This window comes from Streptomyces durbertensis (assembly GCF_014156695.1).
Classification (GTDB): domain Bacteria; phylum Actinomycetota; class Actinomycetes; order Streptomycetales; family Streptomycetaceae; genus Streptomyces; species Streptomyces durbertensis.
Map to the genome: position 1 here is coordinate 1 of NZ_WMLF01000073.1, position 16,839 is coordinate 16,839.

Consider the following 16,839-nt stretch of genomic DNA (forward strand, 5'->3'; position numbering starts at 1 on the left):
ACACCCCTCTCCCCCGCGCCGGTTGTCCCCGCGCCCGCCGCCCCGGAGCCGGGCTCCGCCGGCGGAGGGGCGCCGTGGCGCTCGTCGGTCTGGCCGTGCTCTCCGTGGTCGTGCGCCGCCGGATCGTGCTCGCCGGGGTTGTGTTGGCCATCCACGCGTACGTCGCCGAGGGATCCGGACACCGTGGCGTCACCTCTCCTTGTGCAGTACGGACAGAGCGGCGATCAGTTCGGCCTGCTGCTCGGGGCCCGCGTCGAGCTCCTCCAGCGGGGCCAGCCGCCGGTCACGCTCCCCCGAGAGCGCGCGGTCGACGCACTCGTCCAGCGCGACGAGTGCGCGTCGGACCAGTTCCTCGGCGGCCGGCGCGGTCAGTGCCGTGGCCAACCCGTCGGAAGCCGCCCGCCCCTGGTGCTGGCCGCCCAGCAGCGCGGTGGCCAGCAGCGCGGTCGCCTCCTCGGCGGTCGCCGGCGGCCGGCCGTGGGCGCCGAACGCCTCCTCGGCGAGTTCCTCCAGGCACCGCTGCCAGTGGCGGACGACCAGGCCCATGCGTTCGACGGTCGCCGCGGCGCCGAGACAGGGGTCCTCCGGCATACCGGCCGCGCCCGGCTCCGACCGCCAGGCGCGCGCGACCTGCTCCTCGGCGGCACCCACCGCCGCCGCGAGCAGGTCCGTCATCCCCTCCACGCACGCCGCCACCAGTTCCTCGCCCGCGCTGTCCGCGGGGAACCGCCGCCAGTGCGCCCACGCCTCACCGGTGAGCAACTGGCCGGAGTCCAGCCTCCTGCGGACCTTCCGGCCCGCCTCCGCGTACGCCTCCTCGACGTGCTGGGTGAGGCGGACGGCCGCCGAGTGCTGGGCGGCCGCGCAGGCGGCGAGTTCGGGCACGCGCCGGCGCAGGGAGGCCAGCGCGCCGTTTGCGGTGCGGCCGACGGCCCGGGTCCGCGCGAGGGGGTCGCCCACCTGGTGCGTGAGCCAGGCGCGAAGCCGTTCGACGGCGGTCGCGGGCAGCAGTCCCCGGCTGCCGCCCGCCGACTCGGGCAGCTCGGGCACCGTGAACCGCGGCACATGGCCGAGGCCTGCTCGCTCGAGCAGCGACGCGTACTGGCGGGAGACCTCCTCCACCAGCCGGTGCGGCACCCGGTCGAGCACGGTGGCCAGGGTGACGTCGTACTCCTTGGCCGTGCGCAGGAGGTGCCAGGGCACGGCGTCCGCGTAGCGGGCGGCGGTGGTGACGAGCACCCAGATGTCGGCGGCGCAGATCAGTTCGGCCGCCAGTTCCCGGTTGGCGGCGACAAGCGAGTCGATGTCAGGGGCGTCCAGCAGGCCAAGGCCTTTCGGCACGCTCTCGTCGACCTCCACGCGCAGCGCCTGGTCGACCGCCGCCCCCACGTCGGGCCGGTCCGTGCCGCCGTGGGCCTCGTGCCCGGCCGACGCCGCGTCCTCCTGCCGGGGCACCCGCACCCGGCCGAGACGGGGCAGCACCCGTCGGCCGGTGAACCAGCTCAGGTCGTCCGGGTGGCAGACCAGTACCGGGGTCCGGGTGGTCGGCCGCAGGACGCCCGCCTCGCTGATCCGCCGCCCGACGAGGGAGTTCACCAGTGTCGACTTGCCGGAACCGGTGGAGCCGCCGATCACCGCGAGCAGCGGCGCGTCCGGCTCCCGGAGTCTTGGCACGAGGTAGTCGTCCAGTTGGGCCAGCAGTTCGGCCTGCGACTGACGCGCACGCTCCACTCCGGCCAGCGGCAGTGGAAAGCGGGCAGCAGCGACGGTGTCACGCAGGGTGACCAGCGCGTCGAGCAGTTCGGTCCGTGCTTCCATGATCGCCACAGAGGGAAGAATGCCCAAGATTGCTGCGTTTTTGAAGCTTATTCGTCCGGGAACAACCCGTTTTGCCCCGCAGTACGGGTCACCGCACCCGGTCGCCAGGCATAACGACTGCACAACACCCGCCGCCCACCGGGCGCAAATCGCTGCACAACAGACGATCGCCTGCGATTATCGGAGCGCTTCACCGAACCTCCACAGCGCTGGCGGCGGCGTGAGGCGACCAAGGATGACGGACGGGGCCCCTATCCTTGCCTCCCGGCGAGGACATTCCAGCCACCGCCGTCACCGAGCGGTCCGGCCCCCGTAGCTCAGCGGATAGAGCAGGTGCCTTCTAAGCACTTGGCCGCAGGTTCGAGTCCTGCCGGGGGCGCACCTCGCACACCCCCTGACCCCCGGCTCCGCCGCAGGTCAGGGCGCGCCTCGACTTCGTCGGCGTGGTGAGCGCGGAGCGGCTCAGGTCTCCTTTTCCGGTGCGTAGGCGGCCGCTTCGAGGCCGAAGGTCCAGGCGACGCCTTCGCGGGCGGTGCGGGTACGCGGTGGCACCCGCAGCCAGTAGGTTCGGTAGGTGCCGTCGGGCTCGGGGGTGGAGTTGACCACCTCGACCATCACCGTCGGCTCGTCCCCCTCGAGCTCGATACGCCACAGCACGCCGGCCTCGTCCCGCTGCACGGGCTCGGCCCCGGACTCCCGCAGGTAGCGCTCGTAGCCGTAGTGCTCCAGCATCACGCGGCGCAGCTCGGCGTTCTCCTCCTCGCGTATCAGCTCCGGAGTCAGTCCGGCCAGCCGGCCGAGGAATTCGGCGGGGATCGGCATGCCGCGCCAGGCGTGCAGCGCGAACCCGTCGGGGAAGGCGAGTGCCGGGCCGTCCCCGCGGTCGAGGCGGCCCGCCTCGTCCCGGTGGAGTTCCACGGGGCGTTCGCAGACGACCACGGTCTTCTCGTACGGCCACCACCAGCCCGCGGCGCGGGCGACCGCGGCGATGCCGTCGAGCGCCTCCGCGCCGTGGTGGCCTTCGAAGGCCGTCAGCCAGGCCGCGTCGTGCTGCCCCAGGACCGCGTCGAGCAGCACCAGCCGGAGGGCCTGCTCCTCCTCGGGCGAGCCGGCCAGGGCCTCGACCACGCCCGTGCGTATGCGCTCGGTGAGCATGGCCGTGGTGTCCCACAGTGGGGCGGCCGTCAGGGTCCAGTGTTCGGCCCAGCCTGCCGGCCCCGTCCGGTCGACGAGGCGCTCGCGTGCGGCGGCCCACGGCCGGGTGCGCACGGCCTCGCGGACGCTTGGTCCCGCGGTTCCCTCCGCGGCGAGTTGCGCGGCCAGTGCCGCGCCGGCGCGGGGCGAGTCCGCCCAGATGACCCGCTCCGGCTCGGGGAGGCCCGCCAGCCGGTACGCGAGGCGCACTCCCCGCTCGGCGGCCCCGCGATCCGCCGCCCCTGTCGCCGCGGCCACCTGACGCCACGTCATCAGAACGTCCTCCGTGGCGGTGTTCGTCGCCTCTGTCACCGTGCCGCTCCCGTCTTCTCAGTCCGCCACGACGCGCACGGCGCCGGGCACGTACTCACGCTGCCGCACCACCCGGTACCAGCCCTTGGGCAGCGGTATCGCGGCGTGCTCCTCGTGCACCACCCGTCCGCCGTCCGGGAGATGGAGGTAGGAGGCGCCGAACGGCCCGGGCTCCCGGACCAGGGTCCCCGGCCCCACGACCGCGTGGGCGTGTCCGGTGACCTCACCGAGAGCCAGCACGAGCCTCCCCCTGGCGTCTCGCGGCTGCTGCGGCAGCCCGTCCGTGCCCGGCGGCACGCCCGCTTCCGCGACGGGCACGATCAGGACGTCCCCCTGTCGGTACACGCGTGTCTCCCTTCGCCGTCGGCGACTCGCCGACCGATGTCCACGACGCTATGCCGGGGGTCTGACAACACCGCCGACGGCCTTCCGGTCCGGGCCCGGCCGCCCGTCGGCGGTGTTGTCAGAGCGGCTTGGTAGAACTCACGCACGAGCAGCGCACATCCACCTCAGGAGACCCGCCACATGTCCCACGTCGAGCATCTGCAGGAACTGCACGGCCTCCCGGTTTTCGACTTCCCCCTGCCCGGCGAGGCGAGGGAGCTGCCGGCGGCGGGAACCGTGGCCTGGCGGCTGGCCGCCGACCCCTACGGCGACTCCTCGAACGAGAAGTTCGGCGACATCTGGGACCGCTTCCTCGACTCGGTGGATCCCGCCGGTGTCCGCGCGGTTGTCGTGGGCGCGTGGGGTGAGGTGTGCGACGACAACTCCAGCGTGGTCGTGCGGCGTCTTGTGGATGCCCGGGACCGGCTGACCGCGCTCCGCGCCGTCTTCGTCGGGGACCTGGAGATGGAGGAGTCGGAGATCTCCTGGATCGAGCAGTCCGACGTCACGCCGGTGCTCGAGGCGTACCCGCTGCTGGAGGAGTTCGGCATCCGCGGCGGCACGGGGCTGCGTTTCCCGGCGGTGCGGCACGAGGGCCTGCGCACGCTCCGCTTCGAGGCGGGCGGTCTGCCCGGCGAGGTGGTGCGCGGCGTCGTCGCCAGTGGGTTCCCGGCGCTCGAACGCCTGGAGCTGTGGCTCGGCGTGTCCCAGTACGGCGGTGACGCGACGGTCGCCGACCTCGCGCCGCTTCTGGCCGGTGGCCGCTTCCCGGCCCTGCGCCACCTCGGCCTGCGCAACAGCGAGATCCAGGACGAGATAGCCGCCGCCGTCGCCTCGGCGCCGGTCGTCGCGCAGTTGGATTCGCTGGACCTGTCGATGGGCACGCTCACCGAGACCGGTGCCGCGGCCCTGCTCCAGGGCCAGCCGCTGACCCATCTCCGACGACTCGACCTGAGCCACCACTTCCTGGAGGAGGCGGTGGCCGAGCGCGTCCGGACCGCGTTCGGCTCCGCCGGGACCGAGGTGGACGTGTCGGGGCATCAGACTCCGCACACCTGGGGGGACGAGGAGTGGCGCTATGTCGCCGTCTCCGAGTGATCCCGCGGCGCGGCGGGCCGCCCCGGGCACCGGTTGCCTCCGTTTCGCCGTCGTCGGGAACCCCGGGAACCGGCGGACGTCCATGTTCGCCGACGCCGTCCGCGCGGCGGGGCATCCGGCGCCCCGCGTACTGCCGTGGCGGGAGGTGCTGCGCGGGCGGTGCTCCTTCACGTCCGGCGAGTTGGTACGGCTCGACTCCCCCGGCGAGGACGCCGAGGTCGACCGGTTGCTGCGGGGCGTCGAGGACGCCACCCGGGTCGAGGGAACGGCTCGGTGGTACCGCCGCTTCACCGCGGCGGTCCGGCAGGTGACGGACGCGGCGCACCGTGCCGGCGCGCTGCCGACGGCCGACGCGGAGGAGGTCGCGGTGCTGTTCGACAAGCGGCGCTGCCATGCCAGGCTCGCCGCCGCGGATGTCCCTGTGCCCCAGGCTCTGAGGGGTCCGGTCGGCGGCTGGGAGGAGCTCAGGGAGCAGCTGCGTGCCGCCCGCATGCCGCGGGCGTTCGTGAAGCCGGCCCACGGCTCGTCGGCCTCCGGCGTCGTGGCGCTCGCGGTGGCGGGCTCCGGCCGGGTGAGGGCGACGTCCTCCGTGGAGACCGCTCCCGACGGGCGTCTGTACAACTCCCTCCGGGTGCGCCACTACACCTCGGAGGCGGAGGTCGCCGCCCTGGTCGACGCGCTGGCCCCGGACGGGGTCCACGTCGAGCGGTGGCTGCCCAAGGCGTCGCAGGACGGGCGGGCCGCCGACCTGCGGGTGGTCGTGGTCGCCGGACGTGCCACGCACGCCGTCCTGCGGACCAGCCGGCATCCGATGACAAACCTGCACCTCGGCGGTGCCCGCGGCGACCTGGAGGCGGCGCGCGAGGCGATCCGTGCCGCGGGCGGCGGGCTCGACGACGCGCTGGAGGTGGCCGAACGGGCCGCCGCGTGCTTCCCCGGCACGCTGTGCGTCGGCGTGGACGTCCTGCCGGCCACCGGGTGGCGCCGGTTCACCGTAGGCGAGGTGAACGCCTTCGGGGACCTGCTGCCCCGCCTGACCGGGCTGCCCGGCGGCGGCGCCGAGGGTCTGGACACCTACGCGGCGCAGATCGCCGCCGCACACGCCGTCCTGCGAGGCGGACCACGGGAGGAGCGGCAACGATGACAACAGCGGCAACACCGCCAGCGGCGGCAGCGACGGCGACGGCGACGGCGCGGCCTGACATGAACGAGGTCGTGGGCAGCCACGACCTCCTGCTGGTCACGCTCGACACGCTCCGCTACGACGTGGCCCGGGAGCTGGCCGCGGCCGGTCGCATCCCCAACCTGGCGCGGCATCTGCCCGGCGGCGTCTGGGAGCGCCGGCACGCCCCCGGCAGCTTCACCTACGCCTCGCACCAGGCGATGTTCGCGGGCTTCCTGCCGACACCGGCCGCCCCGGGCCCGCATCCGCGGCTCTTCGCCGCCCGTTTCGCGGGCAGTGAGACCACGGTGGACGGCACGTTCGTCCACGACAGCCCCGACCTGCTGTCGGGACTTGCCGCCGTCGGGTACCGCACCGTCTGCGTGGGCGGCGTCGGATTCTTCAACAAGCGGGGCCCGCTGGGCTCGGTCCTGCCCGGGATGTTCCACGAGAGCCACTGGGAACCGGAGTTCGGGGTGACCTCCCCGACGTCGTTCGAGGCGCAGGTGGCCCGAGTCGAAGAGGTCGTCACCGGACTCCCGGAGCGGCAGCCGCTGTTCCTCTTCGTGAACGTGTCGGCCCTGCACCAGCCCAACTGGTTCCACCTGCCGGGCGCCACCCCCGAGGCGGGTGACACCCGGGCCAGCCACGCCGCGGCGCTGGAGTACGTGGACCGCCACATCGGGCGGCTCTTCGCGGCCGTCCGCCGCCGCCGTCCGGGCTTTGCCATCGTCTGCTCCGACCACGGCACGGCCTACGGCGAGGACGGCTACACCGGCCACCGCATCGGCCACGACGTCGTCTGGACCGTGCCCTACGCCCACTTCTTCCTCGACGAGGCCCGATGACCCCCACCACAACGGCGGCCCCGCCCGCCGTCCGCCCCTACCAGCACTACGTCTACGCGTACCCGCACAAGACGGCCTACCTCCCGCTGCCCCGGGAGCAGGCGTCCCTGCGGGAGCTGTGGGCGGACGAGCCGAGGGACGCCCTCTCGCTGTACCTCCACATCCCGTTCTGCGAGGTGCGCTGCGGCTTCTGCAACCTCTTCACCCGGATCGGGGCCCCGGACGGCCTGACCACCGCCTACCTGGACGCGCTGGAGCGCCAGGCGACCGCGGTGCGCGAGGCACTGGGGGACGGCGCGCGGTTCGCCAACGCGGCCTTCGGAGGGGGCACTCCGACGTTCCTGGAAGCCGCGGAGCTGGAGCGGCTGTGCGATCTCGCCGAGCGTCACCTCGGCGCGGGCCTGACGACGATCCCGCTGTCCGTCGAGGCCTCGCCCGCCACGGCGACCGCCGACCGACTGGCCGTGCTGGCGGACCGCGGTACCACCCGGCTCAGCCTGGGCGTGCAGAGCTTCCTCGACGAGGAGGCCAGGTCCGCCGTACGCCCGCAGCGCCGGGCGGACGTCGAGGCGGCCCTCGCCCGGATCCGTGACGCCGGCATCCCGGTCCTCAACATCGACCTGATCTACGGCATAGAAGGCCAGACCGAACAGTCCTGGAGCCGTTCCCTCGACGCCGCCCTCGCCTGGCGGCCCGAGGAGTTGTACCTCTATCCGCTCTACGTCCGCCCGCTCACCGGCCTCGGCCGTCACCGCGACCCGGGCCCCGACGGCGCCGAGTGGGACGCGCAGCGGCTGCGGCTGTACCGCCACGGCCGCGACCACCTGCTCGCGCGGGGCTACGAGCAGGTGTCGATGCGCATGTTCCGCCGCGCGGACGCGCCGGCCACCGGCGGGGAGGACTACGCGTGCCAGACCGACGGCATGGTCGGCCTCGGCTGCGGCGCCCGCTCGTACACCTCGACGCTGCACTACTCGTTCGACTACGCCGTGGACATGCACCGCATCCGCGGGATCGTCGACGACTACACCGCCCGTTCGACGGACGGCTTCCGCCACGCCGACTTCGGTTGGCGGATGAACGCGGAGGAGGCCCGCCGCCGCCATCTGCTCCAGTCCCTGCTGCAGGCCGCGGGCATGCCCGTCGCGGACTACGCGGCCCGGTTCGGTACGGCGCCCGGCGACGACTTCGCCGCGGAGCTGGGCCGGTTCCGCGACCGGGGCTGGCTGGAGGAGGCGGCCGCTCCGGAGGTGCTGCGGCTCTCCGCCGAGGGTCTTGCCCACTCCGACGCGCTCGGCCCCGAACTGTTCTCGGACGCAGTGCGGGATCGTATGGCCGCCTACGAGCCGAAGTGACGGCGGCGGCACATGAAGGAGCCCGCATGGACCTGACGATCCTCTACCGCGGTCCGCTGGCCTCGTGCGACTACGACTGCCCGTACTGCCCGTTCGCCAAGCGCCGGGACAGCCGCGCCCAACTCGCCGCCGACCGCGCCGCGCTGGAGCGTTTCGCGGCGTGGGCGGCGGCCCAGCGGGAGGACCGGCTCTCCCTGCTGTTCACCCCGTGGGGCGAGGGGCTGGTGCGCTCCTGGTACCGGCGCACGCTGGCGGAGCTGAGCCGGTTGCCGCACCTCCGCAGGGTGGCGATCCAGACCAACCTCAGCTGCCGCACGGACTGGCTGGACACCGCCGACCTGGACACCCTCGCCCTGTGGTGCACCTTCCACCCCGGGCAGACGCCGTACGACCGCTTCCAGGCCAAGTGCCGGGACCTGGCCGCCCGCGGTGTCCGCCACAGTGTCGGCATCGTCGGTCTCCCCGAGCACCTGGAGGTCGCGCGCCGACTCCGCGACGACCTTCCCGCGCACGTGTACCTGTGGGTCAACGCCGCCGAGGGGCAGACCTACACGGACGCCGAGGCGGAGCGGTGGACGGCCCTCGACCCGCTCTTCCCCTACAGCCGCCATCCGCACCGCAGCGCGGGCCTGCCCTGCCGGACGGGGGAGTCCGTCCTCTCGGTCGACGGCGAGGGCACGGTGCGCCGCTGCCACTTCGTCCCGGCGGAGCTAGGCAACCTGTACGACGGCTCGTACCGGCGGGCGCTGCGGCCCCGCGCCTGCCCGCTGGCCGTGTGCGACTGCCACATCGGCTACGTCCACCTGGAGACGCTGCCGCTGTACGACGTGTTCGCCGGCGGCGTCCTCGAACGGATACCGGCCGCGCCGGAGTTCCGCCCGACCATCACGACGAGGGGCCGGCCCGCCCGCTGAGGCCGGGCGCCATGCCGGGTTCCGTGTGCGCCGGCGGTGTGGGGCCGGTGTCTCCCCTCGCGGACACCGGAACCACCACCGCCGGCGCACGTCGACGCCTGGGACCGGGACGGCCGGGACCCTGCCTGAGGGTGCCGCGTCAACGCGAGGACTGTAGAGGCCCGAAGGAACCAGTGTCAATTAATTGACTTCCCTTGGCAGGGCGAACGAGGCATGGTTAGGTGCCCGCGTTGTCCCGTTCGAGCGCGATCGACCCCACCGGATCGCATCGGACCGGACACGGCCCCGACGTGAGGTCGAGGCACGGGGAACACCAGGGGGAGTACATGAAGATCAAGAAGTTCTCGCAGGTCATAGCAGCAACAGGAGTCGCACTGGCGCTTGCGTTCCACCTCGGTCACACCGCGGTCACGGACAGTGCCGACAAGCCCACGACCGGCACCGTTGTCGCCAAGGGGCCGGGAGACGGCACCAACGGGGAGATCGACTGGCCATGACCGGTCACGCCGGCGTCACGCGGCCCCACGGATCCGATCTGTCAATTACTTGCCTGACTTGCCTCCACAACGGGACAAGAATTGACAAGCCCGGGTGACCACCAGCACTGTGTGCGGCATGCCTAGCCGCACGTCCCGAGTTCTGGAGCAGCCGCTGTTCGGCCGTCGGCTCCGCGCCCTGCGCACGGCACGTGGCATGTCGCAGGCACGACTGGCCGGTACGGAGTTCTCCGCGGCCTATCTCTCGAGGCTGGAGTCGGGAGAGCGCCCGCCCACCGAGCGGGTGCTCTCCTACCTCTGCTCCCGGCTCGACGTCTCCCCCGCGGCGTTCCGCGGTTCGGCGGGCAGCCCGCTCGCCCGGGCGCTGGCCACCGCCTCCACGGTCGGCGAGTCTCCCCGGATGGCCACCATCCTGGAGGACGCGCTCCAGGAGGAGGCCGAGGGCGACGCCGCGCTGCGCTGGCAGGCGCACTGGCTGCTCGCGAAGTGCTACCGCTCGCAGGCCATGGCGGTGCGCGAACTCGAGGTGCTGCGGGAACTCGTCCGGCTCAGCGACGACGTCGACCTGCCGGACCTGCGCGCCAGATCCCGGGTACGGCTGGCCCGCGCGCTCCGGGCCGCCGGCGAGCTGGGCACCGCCCGCCGCCACGCGACCGAGGCCCTGGCCATGGCCGAGGAACAGGGACTCACCCACCACGACCTCGTGGAGTCGCTGATGGCCCTCGTGTCGATCGACGCCGAGGCCGGCCGGCTGGCGGAGGCGCGCGCCGGCGTCGACCGGATGCTCGACCGCCTCTCCGCCGAGGTGCCCGTACGCCTCCGGGTGGAGGCGCTGTGGACCGCCGCCACCGTGCACGTGCGCCAGGGCCTCAAGGAGGCCGCCGGCGCGCTGTTGGAACAGGCGCTCGGCATCCTCGCGAGCAACGAGGACCCGGTGCTGTGGATGCGGCTGCGGCTCGCCGCCGCGTCCCTCTACCTCCAGATGGATCCCAGGGACACCGCACGCGCGGCCGTCCGACTGGAGGAGGCCGGCGCGGCCGCCGCTCTGATCGGCATGCCGCTGCACCAGCACGAGGTGCTCATCCTGCGCGGCCAACTCGCCTTCTACCAGGGCGATCACGCCGAGGCGCGCCGCCTCGTCGACCAGCTCCGCGACGGCCCCGGGGAGTTGAGCATGCGGGACGGGCTGCGCCTGGAGGTGCTGCGCAACCAGCTGGCCATCGTCGAAGGGGACCGCACCACCGCCGTGTCGAACATGGAGCGGATGGCAAAGAAGGCGCAGGAGTCGTCCAACGTCGAGCTGTCGGCGGAGGTCTGGCGCGCGCTCGCCGAGGCGCTGACCGCCGCGGTGGGCACCGTGCCGACCGTCGAACCGGGCTAGAGCGTTCTCGGGAGGTCCCGCCCGGGTTCGACTCCGGACCGCCCGCGGGGGGCGCGTCTCACGACGGGAGGTCCTGCTCGGCCCACACGATCTTCCCGGTCGCCGTGCGGCAGGAGCCCCACCGCCGGCACAGCATGTTGATGAGCTGCATGCCGCGCCCGCCCTCGTCGCTGACGTCGGCGTGCTGGATCTGCGGCAGGTCGGGACCGGAATCGGAGACCTCCACCGTCAGCCGGTCGCTGCGCAGCATCCGCAGCTGGCCCGGCCCGCCGCCGTAGCGCAGCGCGTTGCCCACCAGTTCGCTGACGACCAGCTCGGTCATGTCAACCAGTTCCGGCAGGTTCCACTTGCGCAGCCGCTCGGCCACGAGTCGACGCGCCACCGAGCCCGCCGTACCGTCCTCGGGGAGGTCCCACACGTACAGCTCCGCCTCCGGCTCGCTGCCGTGGCTGTCGGCGACCAGCAGCACCGCCTCGTCGAAGCGCGGTTCGCCGGGCCCCGGGCCCTGCGCGATGAGCGGGCAGGACGCCAGGTCGGCCGGGTCCAGCTCCGCCGCGGCGGCACGCAGCCGGAGGGCCTGGGTGTCGACGTCGTCCCCTCGGGTCTTGACCAGCCCGTCGGTGTAGAAGACCAGACGGCTCCCGGCCAGGCCGGTGACGCGCGCCGGATCGTAGGGAATGACCCCCGCGCCGAGCGGCGCGCCCACCGGCACGTCGACGAACGAGGTCTCCCCCGCGGGGTCGACCCGCACCGGCGGCGGATGGCCCGCACTGGCGATTGTCAGGCTGGAGTCCGCCGGATCGTGCACCGCGCACAGGCAGGTGGCCACCTGGTCGTCGTCGAGATCCCTGGTCGCCAGGTCCAGCCGGGCCAGCATCCGGTCCGGCCCGATGTCGAGTGTCATCAGCGTGCGCGACACCGCGCGCAGCCGGCCCATCGTCGCGGCCGCCGGCAGGCCGTGGCCCATCACGTCCCCGATCACCAGCGCGGTACGCCCGCCGGGCAGCGCGACCACGTCGTACCAGTCGCCGCCGACACCGCTGGCCTCGTCGGCGGGCGCGTAGCTGGTCGCCACCGTGAGCCCCGGCGTCTGCGGCATGGCCCTGGGCAGCATGCTGCGCTGGAGGGACATCACGTGCTCGCGCTCACGCTCGTAGAGCCTGGCGTTGTCGACGAACAGCGCCGCCCGCGAAGCCAGCTGCTCGGCCACCGCCAGGTCCACGCCGTTGAACGGCGGGCTCTTCGGTCCGCGGACGAAGTCGGCGGTGCCCAGCAGGACACCCCGGGCGATCAGCGGTACCGCGAGGTAGGAGTGCACCCCCTTCGCGCGCATCTTGTCGGCCGCCCTGCGCGTGGGCGCCACCCTCTCGTAGTCCTCCCCGCGCATCCTGCTGATCAGCACCGGCTGGCGCTGCTGGAGGCAGCGGGTGGTCAGCAGAGTGTCCGGGTGCACCGAGGCGGTGCCCACCGGATCCGGCTCCAGTTCGACCAGCTCCGGGACGGCGGTCACCGCCATCGCCCGGGTGATCGGCACCGCCAGCCCCTGACCTGGACGTTCCCCCTCCTGACCGTGCAGGACGCTCTCCAGCAGATCGACCGCCGCGCCGTCGGCCAGTTGCGGGACGGCGAAGTCGGCCAGCTCCTTGGCGGTGCGCTCCAGGTCGAGCGTGGTGCCGATGCGGGTGGCCGCGTCGTTCAGCCAGGCGAGTCGATCGCGGGCGAACACCCGGTAGGCGAGGGAGCCGAAGCCCCGCCGGGCCGCCGACCAACGCGCACCGGGCCGCCACGCCGAACCGGCCGCCGATCGCCGCCCGCGGCTACCGCTTCTCACCGTGCCGGCCTCCCGTTGGCTGTCCGTCACCGCAGTCGCCGTCGACTGGCCGGGCTCCGCCGACGCGCGGTCCCGGTCTTCCCGACCCAGTGTCCTATCGGGCGGCGCGACTCGCCCGCCGAGTGCCGCCGGCGGCCCCGACCGGAGGACCCGCCGGGCGTCTGCCGACAGCCTTCGGGTTTGCCGACGGCGCTCGGCGGTACCCGTGGTTCTTCCTGTTCAGCGCGACAGTGAGGAGGACGGCGCTTGTCAACCCCGCTGGAGGACTACGCCATGATCGGGGACACCCAGACGGCGGCGCTGGTGAGCCGGGCCGGCGACGTCGACTGGTTGTGCCTGCCGCGCTTCGACTCCCCGGCCTGCTTCGCCGCGCTGCTCGGCGGCCCCGAGCACGGACGCTGGTCCCTGGCCCCGGGCGGCGAGGGCTGGCGCGCCACACGCCGCTACGTCGGCGACAGCCTGGTCCTGGAAACCGTCTTCGAGAGCGCCCAGGGCAAGGTGCGGGTCGTGGACTGCATGCCCGTGCGGCAACGCTGGCCCGACCTCATCCGCAGGGTGGAGGGCGTGACCGGCCGGGTGGACGTCCGCAGCGTCTTCCGACCCCGCTTCGACTACGGCAGCACGGTGCCGTGGTTCCGGCACGACGGGCGGCGGCTGCACGCCGTCGCAGGCCCCGACCACCTCGTCCTGTTCTGCGATCTCGATCTGACTCCCCCGGAGGTCGGCGAGGACCGCGTGGTCACCGACTTCGCGGTCTCACCCGGCGAGGTAGTGGAGTTCCACCTCGCCTGGACCACCAGCGAGCACCACGACCTGCCGCTGGACGAGCCCCAGGACGCGGTCGAACGGACCCGCGAGTGGTGGCAGGAATGGGCCGGACGACACCGCTACCGGGGCCGCTACGGCGAGGCCGTCACCCGCTCGCTGCTCACCCTCAAGGGGCTGACCTACGCCCCCACCGGCGGCATCGTCGCCGCCCCCACCACCTCCCTGCCGGAGAAGCTCGGCGGCGTACGCAACTGGGACTACCGCTTCTGCTGGATCAGGGACGCCACCTTTGTCCTCATGGCCCTGCTGGACGCCGGCTACCGGCAGGAGGCGCGCGACTGGCGGGAGTGGCTGCTGCGCGCGGTGGCCGGCACCCCCGACCAGATGCAGATCATGTACGGCGTCGACGGCACCCGGCGACTCCCGGAGATGGAGCTCGACTGGCTGCCCGGCTACGCCGGGTCCCGGCCTGTCCACACCGGGAACGAGGCGACCAACCAGTTCCAGACGGACGTCTACGGGGAGGTCATGGAGGCGATGCACCTCGCCCGGCTGGAGGGCATCGCCCCGGACGAGGACGCCTGGCGTCTCCAGCATTCCCTGATGGACTTCCTGGAGGGCTGCTGGCAGGACCCGGACAACGGCATCTGGGAGGTACGCGGACCGCGCAGACACTTCACCCACTCGAAGATGATGGCCTGGGTCGCCGCCGACCGCGCCGTCCGCGCGGTCGACGAGCTCGATCTCGACGGTCCGGTGGACCGCTGGCGACGACTGCGGCACAAGATCCACGACGAGGTCTGCACAAAGGGCTACGACGCGGAGCGCGAGACGTTCACCCAGTACTACGGCTCCCGCACCCTCGACGCCTCGGTGCTGATGGCCCCGGAGATCGGCTTCCTGCCGGCCGGCGACCACCGGATGCGCGGCACCGTCCGCGCCGTCGAACGCGAACTGACAACCGACGGCCTGGTCATGCGGTACACGATGGACGAGCACACCGAGGAGGTCGACGGGCTGCCGGAGGGTGAGGGCGCCTTCCTCGCCTGCACCTTCTGGCTGGCCGACTGCTACGTGCTGCGCGGCGACGTGGAACGCGGCCGGGAGATCTTCGAGCACCTGCTGGACCTGCGCAACGACGTCGGACTGCTGGCCGAGCAGTACGACCCCCAGACGGGGAGGCTGGTGGGCAACTTCCCCCAGGCCCTCTCGCACATCCCGATGGTGAACACCGCGTTCCGTCTCGCCGAGCACGACGGCGAGGCCGGGCAACGTGCCGCCCGCAGCCGCAAACGCCCCGAGGCCTGAGCGGCGGTCGCGCCGGCCCGGTGACACACCGGGCCGGCCACACGACGGCCGGCATGTCGGCCCGCCCGCGAACCGGACGGCTCAGACGCCCAGGACAGCCTTTGCCGTCAGGAAGTAGATGACCAGCCCGGTGGCGTCCACCAGCGTGGTCACCATGGGCGCCGAGACCACCGCCGGGTCGATCTTCAACCGCTTGGCCAGCAGCGGCATCGTGCCGCCGATCGTGGCCGCCCAGCCGCAGATCAGGACCAGCGTGATGCCGACGACCAAGGCGATCTTCATGCCTGCGAACACCCCGCCGACGATCAGACCGAGCACCGCGAGGAGCCCGCCCAGGGCCAGCCCCACCCGGCACTCCCGCCATATGACCTTCAGCAGGTCGGAGCCGCGCACCTCGCCGACGGCAAGCGCGCGGACACACGCGGTCGCGGCCTGCGCGCCCGCGTTGCCGCCGGCACCGATGAGCATCGGGATGAACATCGCCAGCGCCGCGACCTGTTCGAGAGTGCCCTCGAACGCCCTGGTGACGGTGACCGTCAGAGTCGCGGCGACCAGCAGCAGCGACAGCCACAGCGCGCGGTAGCGCGCCAGCTGCCAGACGGTCGCCGCCATGTAGTGACCGGTCCACGGCGCCGCACCGGACTGCCGGGCGACGTCCTCGGTGTCGGCCGCCTCGATGACCTCCACCGCGTCGTCGAAGGTGAGCAGGCCGACAAGGCGGTTCTCGCTGTCGACGACCGGCAGGTTCAGGTCGTTCGTCTCACGCATCAGACGGGCCGCGTGCTCGGCCGTGTCCGTGGCGTAGGCGTACGTCGGTTCGGTGACGACCAGCTCGGAGACCATCGTCTCCGGCGGGCTGAGCACCAGCTCCCGCAGCTCCACGATGCCCGTGAGCCGTCGCCCGTGGTCGACGACCGGCAGCGTGTACACCGTCTCGGCATGCGCGCCCTTCGCCCGCACGGTGCGCAGGGCCTGCTCCACCGTGAGGTCCTGCGGGAGCGCCACCACCTCGGGGGTCATGTACCGACCGACGGACCCCTCGGGGTAGCCGAGGAGCGCGGCCGTCATCCGTCGCTCGTGGGCGCTCAGACCCGCGAGCACCCGCTTGGCGACCTTCGCGGGAGCCTCACGCAGCATGCGCGCCCGGTCGTCGGGGTCCATCCCCTCGACGATCTCGGCGAACGTGTGGTCGCGGAGACCGTTGAGGATCTCCTGCTGGTCGACCGGCTCCAGCTCCTCGAAGACCGTCAGCGCGCGGTCCTTGTCGAGCAGCCGGAAGGCGACTCCGGCGGACACGTTGTCCATGCGTGCCAGCTCGTCGGCGATGACGTGCGGCGGGTGCGTCTCCAGCCACTCCAGGGCGGCGTGCAGACGCTGACTCTCGACTATCTCCTCAAGCGACTCGGGCAGCTCGGGGTGCAGTTCCTCGGACATCTGGGACGGCGGCATGGGAGGGTCCTCAGCACAGCGGTGAGTTCGTCAGGGGCACCGGGGCATACCGCGGGCACCGCCCACTGTCCCACCGCTACGCGAGGGAGAGGGTGATGCCGCGCGGATGATGACTGGGAGGCTCGCTACGCATTGCGGCATCACCTCCGGTCGTCCTCGGTCTCCGACGTTGCTGACGCTGATGTGCGGCGCCGTCGTCGCGTGGGCGGCACGGGACGCCGCACGAACACGCCGTTGCAGGATACCCCCGCCGGACGGCCTTCCTGTGCGCGCCCACGGCGACAGGCCGGTGCCGGCGGGGCAACAAGCGGCCGTCAGGCCCGGTCAGAGGCGTCGTACCGGATTCACGCATGCTGATGTCCTCTCGTTCATGGCGGGTGCAGGCCAGGCGCGCCGAGGCCGCTCCCGCCTCGGCCGCCGCGTTCCCCTTGTTCCGCACGCGCCGGCGCGTTGCCGAGTGGTGCCCGAACGTCGGATGCCCTTCAGGCCGACGAACATGTGCGGTGGCGGTTCACATGAC

Annotated in this window: 13 protein-coding genes, 1 tRNA gene and 1 pseudogene; 9 read left to right on the forward strand and 6 right to left on the reverse strand. The window is 72.9% G+C overall.

Going from position 1 to position 16,839, the window contains the following annotated elements; translation table 11 throughout:
- Both GL263_RS28270 and GL263_RS07560 read right to left on the reverse strand, forming a co-directional pair.
- Positions 1-182: pseudogene (locus GL263_RS28270) on the reverse strand (hypothetical protein); the annotation flags it as partial.
- A gap of 7 nt (positions 183-189) precedes the next feature.
- Positions 190-1,818 (reverse strand): dynamin family protein, encoded by a 1,629-nt coding sequence (locus tag GL263_RS07560; RefSeq protein ID WP_182854815.1) that lies wholly within the window; start codon positions 1,816-1,818, stop codon positions 190-192.
- A 306-nt stretch (positions 1,819-2,124) separates the two neighbouring features.
- On the opposite strand from GL263_RS07560, the gene GL263_RS07565 reads away from it, so the two are divergent.
- A tRNA-Arg gene (locus GL263_RS07565) sits at positions 2,125-2,197 on the forward strand.
- Positions 2,198-2,280: 83 nt separating this feature from the next.
- On the opposite strand, the gene GL263_RS07570 is transcribed toward GL263_RS07565, so the two are convergent.
- Together GL263_RS07570 and GL263_RS07575 are read right to left on the reverse strand one after the other, a co-directional pair.
- The gene (locus GL263_RS07570; protein WP_182854816.1) at positions 2,281-3,285 is read right to left on the reverse strand and encodes a DUF6745 domain-containing protein; all 1,005 of its coding nucleotides are present in this window, start codon (positions 3,283-3,285) and stop codon (positions 2,281-2,283) included.
- Between the two features lie 57 nt (positions 3,286-3,342).
- Entirely contained in the window at positions 3,343-3,669 is a 327-nt protein-coding gene (locus tag GL263_RS07575) for a DUF8820 family protein (protein WP_182854817.1), read from the reverse strand.
- Between the two features lie 180 nt (positions 3,670-3,849).
- Between GL263_RS07575 and GL263_RS07580 the strand changes: the two genes are divergently transcribed.
- From GL263_RS07580 to GL263_RS07610, 7 genes are all read left to right on the forward strand, one after another.
- Positions 3,850-4,806, forward strand: coding sequence for an STM4015 family protein (locus GL263_RS07580; RefSeq protein WP_182854818.1), 957 nt, complete (start codon positions 3,850-3,852; stop codon positions 4,804-4,806).
- Complete coding sequence (locus tag GL263_RS07585) at positions 4,787-5,950, forward strand: STM4014 family protein (RefSeq protein WP_182854819.1); 1,164 nt, start codon at positions 4,787-4,789, stop codon at positions 5,948-5,950. The genes GL263_RS07580 and GL263_RS07585 overlap by 20 nt, the downstream gene beginning before the upstream one ends.
- Before the next feature lie 59 nt (positions 5,951-6,009).
- Positions 6,010-6,816, forward strand: a complete 807-nt coding sequence (locus GL263_RS07590) for an STM4013/SEN3800 family hydrolase (RefSeq protein ID WP_182854827.1) — start codon at positions 6,010-6,012, stop codon at positions 6,814-6,816.
- On the forward strand, positions 6,813-8,171 hold the full coding sequence (locus GL263_RS07595) for an STM4012 family radical SAM protein (protein WP_182854820.1): 1,359 nt from the start codon (positions 6,813-6,815) through the stop codon (positions 8,169-8,171). Before GL263_RS07590 ends, GL263_RS07595 begins: the two co-directional genes overlap by 4 nt.
- Before the next feature lie 26 nt (positions 8,172-8,197).
- Positions 8,198-9,085 (forward strand): STM4011 family radical SAM protein, encoded by an 888-nt coding sequence (locus tag GL263_RS07600; RefSeq protein WP_182854821.1) that lies wholly within the window; start codon positions 8,198-8,200, stop codon positions 9,083-9,085.
- Positions 9,086-9,411: 326 nt separating this feature from the next.
- Positions 9,412-9,582 (forward strand): hypothetical protein, encoded by a 171-nt coding sequence (locus GL263_RS07605; protein WP_182854822.1) that lies wholly within the window; start codon positions 9,412-9,414, stop codon positions 9,580-9,582.
- Between the two features lie 118 nt (positions 9,583-9,700).
- On the forward strand, positions 9,701-10,963 hold the full coding sequence (locus tag GL263_RS07610; RefSeq protein ID WP_182854823.1) for a helix-turn-helix domain-containing protein: 1,263 nt from the start codon (positions 9,701-9,703) through the stop codon (positions 10,961-10,963).
- Between the two features lie 58 nt (positions 10,964-11,021).
- Here GL263_RS07610 and GL263_RS07615 read toward each other — a convergent pair whose 3' ends face one another.
- Entirely contained in the window at positions 11,022-12,794 is a 1,773-nt protein-coding gene (locus GL263_RS07615; protein ID WP_182854824.1) for an ATP-binding SpoIIE family protein phosphatase, read from the reverse strand.
- Positions 12,795-13,040: 246 nt separating this feature from the next.
- Between GL263_RS07615 and GL263_RS07620 the strand changes: the two genes are divergently transcribed.
- On the forward strand, positions 13,041-14,870 hold the full coding sequence (locus GL263_RS07620; RefSeq protein WP_182854825.1) for a glycoside hydrolase family 15 protein: 1,830 nt from the start codon (positions 13,041-13,043) through the stop codon (positions 14,868-14,870).
- An 81-nt stretch (positions 14,871-14,951) separates the two neighbouring features.
- On the opposite strand, the gene mgtE is transcribed toward GL263_RS07620, so the two are convergent.
- A complete protein-coding gene (mgtE, locus tag GL263_RS07625) occupies positions 14,952-16,319 on the reverse strand; it encodes a magnesium transporter (protein WP_182854826.1) in 1,368 nt (455 codons plus the stop codon).
- Positions 16,320-16,839 lie beyond the last annotated feature (520 nt).